Source organism: Vibrio comitans (assembly GCA_024346835.1).
GTDB classification, from domain to species: Bacteria; Pseudomonadota; Gammaproteobacteria; order Enterobacterales; family Vibrionaceae; genus Vibrio; species Vibrio comitans.
In genome coordinates this window covers 145404-159955 of record AP024867.1, presented here as the reverse complement: position 1 = coordinate 159955, position 14552 = coordinate 145404, and the positions used below count along the sequence as shown (strand labels likewise).

The 14552-nt window shown below is 43.4% G+C and carries 14 protein-coding genes; 9 read left to right on the top strand and 5 right to left on the bottom strand.

What is annotated here, in order from left to right:
• Window positions 1-103: 103 nt before the first annotated feature.
• Window positions 104-880: a DeoR/GlpR family DNA-binding transcription regulator gene (locus OCU46_RS14565; protein ID WP_141272954.1), complete on the bottom strand. Its 777-nt coding sequence runs from the start codon at window positions 878-880 to the stop codon at window positions 104-106.
• Between the two features lie 280 nt (window positions 881-1160).
• On the opposite strand from OCU46_RS14565, the gene ltnD reads away from it, so the two are divergent.
• The 6 genes from ltnD to OCU46_RS14535 all read left to right on the top strand — a co-directional run bounded on the left by ltnD (window position 1161) and on the right by OCU46_RS14535 (window position 7252).
• Window positions 1161-2069 carry an L-threonate dehydrogenase gene (ltnD, locus tag OCU46_RS14560; RefSeq protein WP_141272956.1) on the top strand — a complete coding sequence of 303 codons (909 nt, stop codon included), beginning with the start codon at window positions 1161-1163 and terminating at the stop codon, window positions 2067-2069.
• Between the two features lie 25 nt (window positions 2070-2094).
• Window positions 2095-3351 carry a 3-oxo-tetronate kinase gene (otnK, locus tag OCU46_RS14555; protein WP_141272958.1) on the top strand — a complete coding sequence of 419 codons (1257 nt, stop codon included), beginning with the start codon at window positions 2095-2097 and terminating at the stop codon, window positions 3349-3351.
• 11 nt (window positions 3352-3362) lie between these two features.
• The gene (gene otnC / locus OCU46_RS14550; protein ID WP_371858854.1) at window positions 3363-4010 is read left to right on the top strand and encodes a 3-oxo-tetronate 4-phosphate decarboxylase; all 648 of its coding nucleotides are present in this window, start codon (window positions 3363-3365) and stop codon (window positions 4008-4010) included.
• The gene (otnI, locus tag OCU46_RS14545; RefSeq protein WP_141272960.1) at window positions 4010-4786 is read left to right on the top strand and encodes a 2-oxo-tetronate isomerase; all 777 of its coding nucleotides are present in this window, start codon (window positions 4010-4012) and stop codon (window positions 4784-4786) included. Before otnC ends, otnI begins: the two co-directional genes overlap by 1 nt.
• A 153-nt stretch (window positions 4787-4939) precedes the next feature.
• Window positions 4940-6394, top strand: a complete 1455-nt coding sequence (locus tag OCU46_RS14540; RefSeq protein WP_141272962.1) for a GntP family permease — start codon at window positions 4940-4942, stop codon at window positions 6392-6394.
• 261 nt (window positions 6395-6655) lie between these two features.
• Window positions 6656-7252 carry a tyrosine-type recombinase/integrase gene (locus OCU46_RS14535; protein WP_141272964.1) on the top strand — a complete coding sequence of 199 codons (597 nt, stop codon included), beginning with the start codon at window positions 6656-6658 and terminating at the stop codon, window positions 7250-7252.
• Window positions 7253-7512: 260 nt separating this feature from the next.
• Here the strand turns inward: OCU46_RS14535 and OCU46_RS14530 are convergent, their stop codons facing one another.
• The gene (locus OCU46_RS14530) at window positions 7513-9576 is read right to left on the bottom strand and encodes an autotransporter-associated beta strand repeat-containing protein (protein ID WP_141272966.1); all 2064 of its coding nucleotides are present in this window, start codon (window positions 9574-9576) and stop codon (window positions 7513-7515) included.
• A gap of 621 nt (window positions 9577-10197) precedes the next feature.
• Here OCU46_RS14530 and OCU46_RS14525 point away from each other — a divergent pair.
• Complete coding sequence (locus tag OCU46_RS14525; protein ID WP_337972465.1) at window positions 10198-10578, top strand: hypothetical protein; 381 nt, start codon at window positions 10198-10200, stop codon at window positions 10576-10578.
• Window positions 10579-10755: 177 nt separating this feature from the next.
• Here OCU46_RS14525 and OCU46_RS14520 read toward each other — a convergent pair whose 3' ends face one another.
• Entirely contained in the window at window positions 10756-10932 is a 177-nt protein-coding gene (locus OCU46_RS14520; protein ID WP_167495433.1) for a hypothetical protein, read from the bottom strand.
• Window positions 10933-11166: 234 nt separating this feature from the next.
• The gene (locus OCU46_RS14515; RefSeq protein ID WP_141272969.1) at window positions 11167-11460 is read right to left on the bottom strand and encodes a hypothetical protein; all 294 of its coding nucleotides are present in this window, start codon (window positions 11458-11460) and stop codon (window positions 11167-11169) included.
• A gap of 1144 nt (window positions 11461-12604) precedes the next feature.
• Here OCU46_RS14515 and OCU46_RS14510 point away from each other — a divergent pair.
• Together OCU46_RS14510 and OCU46_RS14505 are read left to right on the top strand one after the other, a co-directional pair.
• On the top strand, window positions 12605-13621 hold the full coding sequence (locus OCU46_RS14510) for an integrase domain-containing protein (protein ID WP_337972464.1): 1017 nt from the start codon (window positions 12605-12607) through the stop codon (window positions 13619-13621).
• Window positions 13622-13708: 87 nt separating this feature from the next.
• Complete coding sequence (locus OCU46_RS14505; RefSeq protein ID WP_141268803.1) at window positions 13709-14029, top strand: hypothetical protein; 321 nt, start codon at window positions 13709-13711, stop codon at window positions 14027-14029.
• Window positions 14030-14162: 133 nt separating this feature from the next.
• On the opposite strand, the gene OCU46_RS14500 is transcribed toward OCU46_RS14505, so the two are convergent.
• Window positions 14163-14501 carry a hypothetical protein gene (locus OCU46_RS14500; RefSeq protein WP_141268805.1) on the bottom strand — a complete coding sequence of 113 codons (339 nt, stop codon included), beginning with the start codon at window positions 14499-14501 and terminating at the stop codon, window positions 14163-14165.
• Window positions 14502-14552 lie beyond the last annotated feature (51 nt).

Below are 14552 nucleotides of genomic sequence, written 5' to 3'. Positions count from 1 at the left end.
TCCAATGATTTAGTTCAGAAATGCAAATTACGCTCCCTACAACTTTATGTTAATCGTACAAAAGCCCATAAGGTTATACTTTATAAATTTAGAGCTACTTGGATTAAGGTGATTCAATGGGATAGCTCTTATATACATCTAATCCTTTATCCAATAATTCATTAGTTGTAACTTCAGATAGATTTTCATCAGTGATAATGCCATCTAACTGTTCGAGATCTAAAGCATGAAAACTTGCAATGCGGCCGTACTTAGTTGAGTCAGAGATGAGGTAACTAACTTGTGCAGAATTAGCTATTGCTTGCTTAACCAATACCTTGTTTTCATTGGGTGTCGATAGTCCTTTCATACTCCATGAAGAAGAGGAGATAAAGGCTATATCAATATTCATCCCATTAAGAAATTCTGCGACTTTACCTCCGAGGGTCGATTGATTTTCACGGTCGATCTTGCCACCTGTGTGGTAAAGCTCACATTGGCTGTGATTCATTAGAAAGGCTGCGATAGAAAAGTCGTTAGTGATAACAAGAAGATCATCGCGATCTACAATCTGACGTACTATCTCCAATGAAGTCGTACCTGCATCAAGGTAAATCGTCGCATCTTCCTTGATCAATGTGGCAGCAATTTTGCCGATATGTGCTTTCTCATTAGCTTGCTGTTCCACTTTTGCATCATGAGATAACTCTACATGTAATGCTTGCGCCAGTTGAACACCCCCAGAGACAGAGATGACCTTACCTGAAGATTCAAGCTTCACAATATCTCGACGAATAGTCATGTGTGATACACCAAGATGGTCGGTCAAATCTGAAATGCTTAACACCTCTTGATGTGAGAGTAGAGATAAAATGGTTCTTTGGCGTTCTGCTGGGATCATAGTTTCGCTTCTATCTTCTTGTTTTTTAACATCCTACCAATCTTTTTTGGGTTTGTGAATATCTGTGAATTTATGTTCATAAATGGAGTCTAGTTTACTTTTACCTCTAGTTTTATCTTTTTTACCCGCCTTTAAAGGGGGTAAATATCTCTGTATGTTAATTTTTGTGAAAAGTGTGACTTTAAACCAAGTATCGATATGAGCATTCACATATAATCACAACCAGAAAACAAGAATTAACAACATTAAGTTCAATATTTATTAAGAAGGCATTGTAGCTATGAGTGAAATCCAATCTGTCGGTGTTATTGGTTTAGGTTCTATGGGTATGGGGGCAGCGAAGTCATGCGTGCGTGCAGGCCTTGATGTATATGGTTTTGACCTTAACCCTCAAGCTCTTGAAGAACTAGGTTCATTTGGCGCCAAAGCAGTATCAACCAATGCGGTTGAGTTTGCAGATGAGTTAGATTCTGTTCTTGTTCTAGTTGTGAACGCAGCACAAGTTAATACCGTGCTCTTTAAAACGGGTTTGGCTGCGGCACTCAAACCCAACACGCCTGTGATGGTTTCAGCGACTATCTCGGCTGAAGATGCAAAACAGATTGAGGCGAAACTGGCTGAACACAACTTAGTGATGCTAGACGCTCCTGTTTCTGGTGGTGCGGTTAAAGCGGAATCAGGTGAAATGACCATCATGGCATCTGGTAAGCAAAGTACTTTTGATGCACTTGAACTGGTGCTGAAAGCAACAGCTGCAAAGGTGTACAACATTGGTGAAGAGGTTGGTCTTGGGGCAACAGTTAAGATCATCCACCAACTATTAGCAGGTGTTCATATTGCTGCGGGTGCAGAAGCAATGGCATTAGCAGCACGTGCCAATATCCCTCTAGATCTGATGTATGACGTTGTGACTAACGCTGCGGGTAATTCATGGATGTTTGAGAATCGCATGAAGCATGTGGTTGATGGTGACTACTCGCCAAAATCTATGGTCGACATTTTTGTGAAAGACCTAAATCTTGTGTCTGATACAGCGAAAGACCTGAAGTTCCCACTTCCTCTATCAAGTGCGGCTCTCAACATGTTTGTTAGTGCAAGCAATGCTGGTTTTGGTCAGGAAGATGACAGTGCAGTTATCAAGATTTTTGATGGCATAGAGCTTCCTGGTGTGGATAGCAAACAAAAATAAGCGCACGTAAAGCGGAGGAGAAATTATGTTATTAGGTGTTATCGCAGACGATTTTACTGGCGCAACAGATATTGCAGGTTTTCTAGTAGAAAACGGAATGCGCACAGTCCAGCTTAACGGCATTCCAAAAGAAGAGATAGATGTAAACGCAGATGCAGTAGTAATCAGTCTTAAGTCTCGCTCTTGTCCTGTGGACGAAGCAATCAATGATTCAGTAGCTGCACTTAAGTGGCTACAAGTTAACGGCTGTCAGCAGTTCTATTTTAAGTATTGCTCTACTTTTGACAGCACAGCAGAAGGTAACATTGGCCCTGTGACTGATGCACTTTTAGCGGAGCTAGATGAAGAATTCACAATAGTATGCCCAGCACTGCCAGTAAATGGTCGCACGGTTTACAACGGTCACCTGTTTGTTTTCCAAGACCTGTTAAGTGATTCAGGTATGCGTAACCATCCTGTTACGCCAATGATTGATTCTAGTCTGATTCGTATGATGGATGCGCAATCTCAGGGCACATCTGGCTTGATTAACTTCCAAGTCATTGAACGAGGTTCTCAAGCTGTAACAGAATGCTTTGAAGAACTTAAATTACAAGGCAATCGCTACGCAGTGGTAGATGCATTTAATGCAGATCATCTTGTCACGCTTGGTCAAGCAGCCAAATCGCTAAAACTTGTTACTGGCGGCTCGGGTCTAGCGTCGGGCATTGCAAGGAACTGGGTTGAGCATCTTGAAGATCAAAGTGATGCAAAGCAAGCGGGTAGTCCGGCAAAAGCACCAACGGTAGTGTTCTCTGGCTCGTGTTCGGTAATGACCAATCGACAAGTGGCAGTCTACAAAGAAAAAGCACCGCATTTTGCTATCGATGTTAACGCCTGCCTTACAAACGAAGAGTACTCAAACCAAGTGTTTGATTGGGTGATGACTAACATTGGAAGTGAGTTTGCTCCGTTGGTTTACGCAACTGCAGATGCAACTGCACTGAAAGCAATTCAACAAGAGTTTGGCGCACAAGCATCAAGCCACGCGGTTGAGCAATTCTTTAGAAAGCTCGCTATCAAACTTGAGCAACACGGCGTGAAAAACTTTATCGTTGCAGGTGGTGAAACCTCTGGCGTTGTGACTCAAAGTCTAGCGGTGAAAGGCTTCCATATCGGTCCTCAGATTGCACCAGGTGTACCTTGGGTGAAATCGGTAGAAGGCGATCTTTCTCTGGCATTGAAATCTGGCAATTTCGGCGATGAAAATTTCTTTGCCAAAGCGCAGTCATTCTTTGCATAGGTAGGATTGTGATGAGTATAGATTCAATGACAGAGCAACAATTGAGAGAGCAAATGGTCACTATGGCACGCTCTATGTTTGAACGCGGCTATGCGACAGGCGGAGCAGGCAATTTATCCTTAAAACTGCCAAATGGTCTTTTTTTGGCTACACCAACGGGATCATCTTTTGGCCGGCTGGTGGCAAATGAACTCTCAGTAGTCGATATCGAAGGTAATCATATTTCGGGTAAGAAACCATCGAAGGAAGCGGCATTTCACTTGGCGATTTATCGGAATAATGCAGAGTGTAACGCGATTGTTCATCTGCACTCGACCTATCTTACTGCGCTGTCGTGCCTTGAAGGTTTAGACCGTGAGAACGCTATCAAAGCCTTCACTCCTTACTATGTTATGCGTATTGGTGAGTTGCCGGTAATTCCTTACCTGCGCCCAGGTGATCCGCAAATTGCAGAAGAGCTCGCACAGCGTGCGGGAGATTACCGTGCCTTTCTACTCGCCAATCATGGTCCAGTGATTACTGGTTCGGATTTTGAAGATGCAGTAGACAATGCGGAAGAACTAGAAGAGACAGCGAAACTGGCGTTCATTCTTAAAGGCAGCAATATTCGCTACCTAACGGATGCCGAGGTTCAAGACTTAATAGGGAGAGGTAAATAATGGCTAAATTTGCAGCAAACCTAACCATGTTATTCACAGAAGTTCCGTTTCTAGAACGATTCGAGAAAGCGCACCAAGCGGGCTTTAAAGCGGTGGAATATCTATTCCCATACGCATTTGAAGCGCAAGTGTTGGCAAATAAAATGGAACAGTTCGGCTTTGAACAAGCGTTGTTCAACATGCCTCCAGGTGACTGGGATGCGGGTGAACGTGGCTTCGCTGCTATTCCCGGTCGTGAGGAGGAATTCAAGGCAAGTGTTGAAACAGCATTGATGTACGCCAAAGCGCTGAACTGCAAAAAGGTTCACGCAATGTCTGGCATTGTTGATGCAGGTTTCACTCGCGAACAACATACCGCAACTTTTATCTCAAACATCCGTTACGCTGCAGATAAATTTGCAGAGGAGGGAATCGAGTTGTTGATTGAGCCTCTGAATAATCGTGATGTTCCAAACTACTTCGTTGCTCACCAGCGCGAGGCGGTGGAATTGATTAAGCAAGTAGATCGCCCAAACGTGAAATTACAGCTCGATCTATACCACGCACAAATTATGGATGGTGACTTAAGCACATTGATTCGTGATGTTGCGCGCTACACGGGACATATCCAAATCGCTTCAGTACCCGAAAGACATGAACCATCTGAAGGTGAGTTGAATTACCCACACTTATTCAATGTATTGGATGATTCTGGCTACCAAGGTTGGATTGGTTGTGAGTACAACCCTAGAAACACAACAGAACAAGGGCTTAGCTGGGTAAAGACATACCTGTAAATCGAGAACCGATATTTTAAAGCCGAAAGGCTTACCTCTAGAAATACGTGATTTAACAAAGAGTAAATCGCTTACATAAAAAGTGCTGTGGGTACCTATTTATAACGCCCACATGCACTCACCCTACATAATAAAGAACAAAAGGACACCAAAATGGACGGAGCATTGATAGGCATTGTAATTGGTATTATTGCCATGATGGGAATGATCGTGAAAACACGTATCCCAGTAGCACTTGCAATGGTTATTTCGAGCATCATCATGGGGTTATTCGCAGGAATGGCACCAGTAGAACTGATTAATGCAATTAAAGCGGGCTTTGGCGGCGTACTTGGAGGCATAGGTCTAATCATCGCATTTGGCGTGATCATGGGCGCGTGTTTTGAACGCTCTGGCGCAGCGGTTCGTATGGCGAAAACTTTCGTGAAACTTTGTGGTAAAGGCCGTGAAGATCTCGCACTTGGCTTTACTGGCGTTATTGTTGCGATTCCAGTATTTTGTGATTCTGCGTATATCATTTTGCACTCTCTTGTTCGCGCAATTTCACGAGATACAGGTAAGTCAGCAGTAGGTCTAGGTGTAACGTTAGCACTTGGTTTGCTTATTACCCATGCGCTTGTGCCACCTACACCTGGCCCAGTAGCAGTAGCAGGTATCCTTGGCGTAGACCTAGGTACGTACATGCTGTGGGGGTTAATGGTATCAATTCCTATGATGCTTCTATCGATGATTTACATCCGCCGCGTAGGTAACGAGTATTACCGTGTGCCAAATGGTGAATCTTGGATCACCAATCATGCGGATTGGGCAAATCTTGAGAAAGTTGAAGCAACTGACGACAAAGATCTACCAAGCAACTTCTTATCATTTGGTCCAATCCTTGTACCAATCGCACTAATTCTAATCAATACTCTGATAGGTAAAGGTGATACTGCACTTCATACAACATTATCTCTACTTGGTAATCCAGTAGTAGCAGTAGGTCTTGGTGTTCTGATGGCACTGTATGGTCTAACTCGTCACATCGAGCGTAAAGACATGGTTGGTTCAATGGATGACGCCTTGTCTACTACGGGTCTAATACTAGTAGTTACAGGTTGTGGTGGTGCAATGGGTGCGGTACTTAAAGCATCGGGTGCTGGTCCACAGGTCGCGGAAGCAATCGCAAGCAGCGGCATTCCACCACTACTAGTGCCATTGGCTATCGCTTCTATGTTGCGTTTGATTCAAGGCTCTGCAACCGCATCTATGATGGTAGCTGCGACCATGGCTCTGCCTCTAGTTGAAACATTAGGTCTAGACCCGGTCTTTGTCGCACTTGCGTGTGCGGTTGGCCCAGTTGGCTTCTCTCACTTAAACGACTCTTACTTCCACATAATCAACCGTACGTTAGGTATCACAGAGCTAACGGATCAGCTGAAGATTTGGTCAGTAACATCAACGGTCGCATGGGCAATCGGTGCTTCACTTATCATGGCACTTAACCTAATGTTTGGTAAAGGCGGTACAATTATTGATCCATTAATTCCAATCGCTGTTCTTGTAGCTGTAGTCATTTGGGTAAAGTCTAAAGATAAAACCGCTACGAAAAAGCTTATCGCTAACTAAAGTCCTTAAACTTTAGTAAAAAAAGTGCCCCCTAATACTTGGAAAGCCAATTATTAGGGGGCTTTTTAGGTTCAATTAGAGCCTTGGGTACAAGTCTTTTCAATACCAAGCGCATTCATAGATCATCAATTTAAAAATCTAACTCGCTTGTGTCCATCTCTCTTTTAGGCCCTCTAGACAGAATATCCTTCCGGACACACCTAACGTGATTAATGGCAGCCAAACTATATGTTGACCAATAACAATTACAAGGAGGTCAGCATGAGAAGTCCAACACTAAGGCGTAGCAGCGGGATAAAACGCCCGTTCAAGTTAGAAGAAATTTGGCGTATCAGGACTCGGCTTGAGATTGAAAACGATCTGATGCAACTTGCCTTACTAAATTTAGCCATTGACAGTAAGCTTCGGGCTAGCGATCTACTAAAATTAAATGTTTACGATGTTTCTTCGCAAGGAACAATTTATGAAAGAGTGCAGTGTGTTCAGCAAAAAACAGGGACCGATGTACACTATGAAATCACGCCAAAAACTCAGCAAAGTTTAAGTCGATGGATCTATGCAGCATCACTAGAAGCTAACAGCTTTCTTTTTCCTAGCGGTCGTCGAGAGGAACAGTCAATCAGTTACTCATACTATCGCTCAATAATTCGGAGTTGGGCTGTTAAGCTCGGCCTAAATGCGGATTACTATGGTACACACTCGATGCGCCGTACCAAAGCCACCCTAATTTATGCAAAAACAAAAAACATTAGGGCAGTACAGCTTTTACTCGGCCATTCGAAACTAGATAACACAATTCGTTATCTAGGAGTAGAGCTGGAAGATGCTCTTAGGCTCTCAGAGCAAACAGATTGCTAGTAGACATACTACAGGCTTTTCGTATCTGAAAAGCCTTTGCCTCAAAACGTGTTTGTCATTTTTAAGCTACCTAAAGACTGTTGGCTAGAATAGCCTAATCTTCGTCGCGGCTTCTTAAATAAACAAAGCTACACGAAGTTAATGCTGATTTTTCTGGTTGCTTTCTCATTATGCAGGGAAGTTGAAAATAGAGTGGCGAATACATAACTAATGTACGGGAGGTAAAGGGCTGCCTAATGGCAACCCTGCATAGCTACTTATTATAAAACCGTAACTTGAACACCTTTTTCTGTGTAAGACAATTCTACATTTCGGCTACCCGCATCCACTTCAGTAAACTCGCCAGAGCGACGTTTAGCAGTAATTAAGTTGATAGTTTGCCCGGCGGAAATACTATCTGCAATATGAAGCTCAAGTTTACCTTCCTCGATGTAGAGAGTTTCAGCAACTTCAACCGATACTTCATTATTGTCAATGTTGACGATTAAGCTACCGTCTTGCTGCGTAAAGCTACCGCCAATCTTTAGACCATCAATCGAAGAAACAAGAAGAAGTCCATCGACAATGTAAACGTCACCTTGACCCAAGGCAGATGAGCTTGATGCCTCTAGAGTGCCATCTTTAAGCACAGTGCCACCAGTGTAGCTGTTATCACCGATCAGATTAAGGTGGCCTGTCCCTGATTTGGTAAGCTTGCCTAAACCATCAATATCATTCCGCCAAGTATCTTTGGCATTAAAGCGACCTGCACTTGCACTCATGGTCACATCGACATCTTTAACAAAGCTGCCAAAGCCATCGGCAGCCATTACTAAGTCAAGACGCCCCCAACCGTTGGTGTCATCTAAGATAGGGTAACCAGAGTCGATAGATGTAGTGTAAAGAACAGCTCGGCGTTGCTCGTCAGACAGGTAAGGAAGTCGTGTTTCAAGTAAACGCTCAGCCCCTTTTGGTACGATAGCCTCCTGACCCGCTAAGCTAAGGTCTTGTTCAAAACCATAGGTCATGCGCTCACGGTAAGTTTTCTTGTTTAGCTCATGATCTGCGTAACGGTTGTTGTCACCAACCACAGTGATTGCATACTCACCGTCAACAAAGCCAACTTCATCTTCAACGTGGCGATGTGCGTAATCAAAAAGTTCATAGCCTTCTTCACGTGCCATATTGCCAAAGTATACGCCCGCATGGTTGTATGCTTGTTGAGCGTTTGTATAAACGTCATCTTGAGCAAGTGCACCCGCAACAATTGCTTGGAAGTGAATTCTAGCACCTATGACATCAACAGGAGAGTGCATACCTGTTAGAACGCGATTTTCACCCATTTGTGAACCACGAGTAATAAACTCTGCAAAGCGTTCTGGCATTGCGTATGCGTAGCCCATCGCCGCAAGGTAACCTGCATTAGTGTGACCGCTTGGGTAACCACCATCTTTGCGTCGGTTACCGTGATCTTCGGTTACTGGATCATTGCCATGATGACGACCAGCACAGTAGATACCTGGTAGCACTTCTACATCACTTGTATATGTGTCATATATGCGTGCTTCAACACTACCATCTTGCTGTATACACTCATGCTCAACAGTACCTAAATAGTCAACTTGACCTACAGAGTCCATACGCCAAGGTCGAGGTGTTGAATAAATATACTTTGATGGGTTAGTCGATGCGTTTGCATCTCGAAAATCGCGAACAAGCTTAACAACACTGCCAAGCTCTTTTGATTCATCACCAGTGTAATCACCACCATCGTTTGCGACAGCAAAGAAGTTATCGTTTTCTAGAATATCTTTGACAGTAGGCACATCGATATCAACATAAGCATCTGAAGCATCGAGATAGGCTTGAGTTAATGGACCAAAGCCATCTATTACGCTGTAGTTTTTGCTACGTCTATCATCGGTATAGCTCTCGATAGCTTGCTCTAACGTACGGTTTGTTGTTACATCAACAACATATTGAATGTTGTGAGCCCAAACGTCATGGTCGAGGATGGTTTCGTCGAAAGTTTCAGGGCCGTCGCCATTTGCATTATTCTGCCACCCGTCAACGCCAGCATGCCAGATTTTGTTCATACCACTTAGTATATGAGTAAGTGGATTATGGTCGATATCATAACGATATGGGTCGTTTGAGTTGTTAGGCGCATTCTCAACCATAGGTAGAGGGTAGGCAACGCCTGGAACTGGAACGGTCAGTTCATAGCCTACACCTGAAGGGAGTGAGGGTTTCGCGATGGTTGTGTCTGAGCTAGACCTGCTATTACAGCCAGCTAATACACTAGCAATAGCTAAGGACAATACGGATAATTTCTTGATTTTCATTGATAGTTCTTTTGTATTTTTAAGTTATAGGCTTGGACTCGCAATTGAGCTTGAGTCGAATAATGGATTACATTGCAATGCAGGAACCGAATCATACGTATCAATTAAGATATGATTTGTACTTTTAAGTTACAGTTTGGTTAATGTTGCCGGGTCGCTGGGTTACCAGGAGGCAATAATTCGCTTTTTTGCATACGGTCAGATAGACGGTAAATTGAAAAGTCAGCTTAATAATTAGCTGACTTAGCCACTTGAAAGGAAGCAACTAGAGTCGGTTGAGTTTACTATTTACACCCATCGAGTGGTGCAGCGGATAAGGGTATTTGGCCAGTCATATTCATTGTGGTCGTAATACCCGAAGTAATCCCAAAGCCAGAATTCTTTATGGGTAGTAACTCATAAATGTCTAGAAACGTGTTAAACCTCTTGGTTCTCCAGTGCTCTTAAAAATTGTATTTGTAGAATCCAGCAAAACATGAGGGCGATAACTAGAGTGACGGTGAACTGACTATCTATGATGAGTAGAGCGTTGCTTAGCAGTGGTGAACATAATCTTATTTAGCGACTATTTTTGTCTTTTTACCGGATAGACTTGGGGTGTGTTTGGTATTAAGTGAGAGTATGAAGATGGAACGAATCTATGAGCCTGAAGGATGGTGCATTCTCAAGGTTGAAATCCCAGGGCAGTCACATTTTTATCAGGTTTTTGGCAGTTGGGTGGGTGGTTTTGCTGACCCAGATAAATGGAGACTCAGCTCGGGTGCAGACGACTTAGACTCTACCTTTATGGAAGGTGACATCTGTGTATTTCCACAAAGCAGTGGCAGTATTTACCATCTAGCGCTTATTGCTCACAAACAACACAACTTTTATGCTCAAGGTGTGTTGAATCACTTGATTGAACAGCAAACTGATAGCGCACTGGGTGCACGTGTTTCAATCATTGACCTAGAGACGCAAGATGGTCGAATCAAGGTGCCTCTTGAAGAAGTAGAATCTTGATTTGAGAAAAAACACTGCTTTATGTAGTTGATTGCCAGACCTACTGTTTAATCTGACTGAGTATCGGACTGATGATGAACTCCACATAGCCTAAAAAAGCCTACCAGTGTATATCTGGTAGGCTTTTGTTCACTCTCGATGAACGTGAAATGTGAAGTTCGACGTTAAGTCAGCGTTCTAGTTTGAACGTACAATCGATGGTCCCTCTTTCTTACCGTTACTTAAACCATGTTCTTGATAAAACTTTACTCGTAATTCACGCACTCGTTCTCTTAGTTCTTCAGTTCCTTCCTCAATGTAGCGTATCTTGTTTTCAAGGGCGTCTATGAGGAGGAGCAGTTCGATTTTTGTCATGATATCTACCTTATTTTTTATTCAATCACAGTACGTAGCCCTGAAGTGGGCGACACATGAGGTAAGGCAAATTTGAAGTCATGATTTTAGTGTTGGCCGGCAAAAAGTATATAGGCTTGTCATAAGCGTCTCTTCGAGAGTCCATAAACTGAGAAAGTGTATTGGGCAATGCTCCACCCACTGCGTCCAAATAAAAATTCACGCAAAAGCGATGCCTCTGCGTGAATTTTTGTTTTACCAGTGGCGCATTACTTGGCGCTCAGCTTCAAACATCTTGTTGAAGTACAGAGCCCATCGATATGCTGCTCGCCCCTCCTCAACGCTAGATACGTTTTCGATACTGAACTCATACCCCATTCGATGACTCATCAATTGGTACATGATGTCTTTCGTGACGTATCCACTTTGCCAGTTCGGTGCCATTACTTGGTGTAAATGATACTGAACCTTTTTCAGTGTTTGTTGCGTAGTGCCATTATCTGATGTGCTGGCATGCTCAGGCGTGGTTGCCTGTGTATTTTGATTCATTGTGATATCCCTACCTGTGGTTAAACGAAGTGAATGTGCTGCGATTTGCAGTCATAAGAGGTAGGGAGAGTTGAAGTGAAAGATGAGAGAGTCAGTGTTTAATTGTGTACTCACATAGAGCTGTTTCTTTAATCGTATATGTTTGAAAAAGAAAAAAGCGTAACGCTCTATTGTGAGGTAATGACTGTGCCTATTTCAGGGAAAGGCGATGCAGAAGTGAAAAGCGAGTGTCACTCACAAGATAGTCCCATCCTTCTGCGTCGCCATTCACCTCTTAAAATAGGCAGTGTTAGTTCTGTCTTGTTATGAGCCACTTCATTTCGGAGTGGCTTTTCTTTTTTCGAATATGACGCAATGGAAAACGTTGTTTTTCTTTTCAAAGACACTCAGCGATACTAGTCATCATCTCGCGCGATAAAACCTCAACACAATCTTTTTGGACACGAATTTTTCCTACTCTCAGTGATGGTGCAAGAGTGCACATTGAAATGCGAATAACGCACAAGCCAAGTGGCAAAGTAGGGAACTCTGAGCGAAAAAATAAAACTAACAGAAAATTTTTGATTGATGTGAGTGGGCGAGTCTGTAATGACGAGCCAGATGTGCAATAGGCAGGGAGTCAACACTTCGTCTAATTACTGACAAGAAATTAGACGAAGTGCCATAGCGGGCCTCAGCCCTTATACTGCAAGCACGCACTGACATGACGAGAAAAAGTTTTCGGAAGTGACGGCACGTAAACAGAGACTTGGAGCGATGATAAGCAGCAATAGCTTGGCGTTATTATCGCAATGCCACCAAGAGAGAGTTCGTTAACTTCACAGGACATAGCACATAGACAGAGGATGCAATAAGCCGTTTGTTGATGCCAACAACACTGTCTATCTAACCGAGGCTGCAACACTGCCCACGACCTTAAAGTAGAAGGGAGCGGTTACCCCATCACTGAATGAGCATGCAATAAGGCCACAGACTCCCAAAGGGAGAAGCATTCAGTTTTAAACAGGCGTAAATCATTTATCGATACAGAAGTGAAACTCTTCTGCGCATCAACCGCTATGTTGAACCTTAAAAAACTGCAAACAGACAACCTACTAGGATTGAGCTGACACTAGTTAAACGAACAGTGAATAGGAGTTTAACTATGCGTAAAACCAAATACAGCGGGCACCGTTTAAGTGGTGTTCGGAACTTTACCAAGCCTAACTTTGGATTGGGTTCGAGACAGATAGACAAATGCTTGATTAACGCCTCACTTGAGCAGCTCGGTGGGGTGAAAAACAATACACACTTAGCAAGGCTCCCTGCCTGCCGCGCGTTCTCAGCTTTTCTAAAAGAAAATACTGACATTAAACGTCTTAAGCAGATTGAGAAAACTCATGTACTGCAATTTGGTGAGCATCTCCGAGAGCGCTTTGAATCCGAATCCACTTTCAGCTCTGCCTCTGCCAGAGATTATCTAAGCCACGTGAATGTTTGCTTAGCTCAGGCAAGGGGCGACGAGGCTGTCAAAGTATTGGCAACCAAAGAGTTGGATTACCCCTCTAAAACGGGCATAGCCACCGTTGACGGTTCTACGAGCTCAGCGGAGCATCACTATATCGTATCCAATGCGAGTGAACCGGTTGCCGTATTGGCCCAACTGCAACGCGCTTTTGGTTTGCGAATGCGAGAAGCGTCCTTATTGGATTGCAATAAGGCTTTAGAGCAGATGCAGGTAAATGCTGAAATAGTGATTGAGCGTGGCACTAAAGGTGGACAACCACGCAATGTGCCTTGTGATACAACCAGCCAACGAAAGGCATTAGAGCGAGGCGCGAAGCTCCAATATCAAACCGGACATGACAACCTCACACCGACTTCTATGAGCTTCAAAGCGTTTCAAACGGCGGTATGGCGAGAGCACCAAAGCATTGATTGTGGGTATCGTACGCACGGTGAGCGTAAACACTATGCGTGTGAGTATTACAAGCAACATATGGGTGCTCTACCTCCTGTAAAGGCCCAAGTTGAGCATGGAAAGGCCCATCATCGCTATCTCGCAGAGGCGCTTAATATCAGCGTAACTGACGCTACGAAGCGTGATAAAGAGGTGCGACTGGCCCTTTCTAAGCTTCTAGGACATCACCGCCTGAGCATCAGCAATGCGTATGTAGGGTAAGCGTGTCTGCACAAACAAAAACCGTGACCTTTTGCCGGGTGCTTAGCGTTTTATGTACCTCTTCATTTAATCAATGAGGAAGGAAGTATGAACTCAAACACGGTGCGGCAGATACACGCGGTGATGCGTCACTACAAAAAGCCTGGAATTGCTTATCGGCAAAAACAGGTCAAGCGACTGATAGAGATATTCGATGATGTGTTTAAGCATGAGAAGAACCTAGGAGAGCAATTAGAGCGAGTTGGGCGCAAGCATTTGATTGGTTACTGGCGCCGAACCGAGCATGAGTCACCGACGGTTCGTAAAGAAAAGTATCGAGTGCTGGTCTATTTTGTCGAGCAGGCCAATTTGTCAATCAAGGTTCCGATGCCAAAACCAACGGGTGAAGTGAGAGCGGAAATCGCTTAAACATGGAAAACGAGCTTATACATTATATGTGTAAGCTCATTTTTTGTTGCCCTGTACTCGTAGTTTCGATAACACGGTACTGGTGTTATACGAATAACATATTTCGTGTGTTACATACCTACGTTGGAGGACGTTATAGCATTTTGGTTTTTTTGTAGCGATGCCGAATTGATCTCAATACTGCATAATTTCTACCAGTATCATCTATGCAGAGAGATGTCACTTGAAACGTCTGTACTGTGAATCCGAAAATAACATCGATAGTTCTAGATGAGATATCTATTGATTGAACTACCAAGCCATAGTTGGCAAAACTGAATAAAATACTCACCATATAGTCTGCAACATCGACGTTATTTTTCGTGTTTATACTCTTATTTAAAGGTAGCAGAGACGTAAATAACCCATGAGTTGTATCACTCATGGTATTGTTCATGGTTAGTATTGGGATATCTTTAGCTATTGCAGGCATAGAAAGTTCCTTTTCTTTTCTGTAAATGTTCACAGATAGATAAATAGTAAA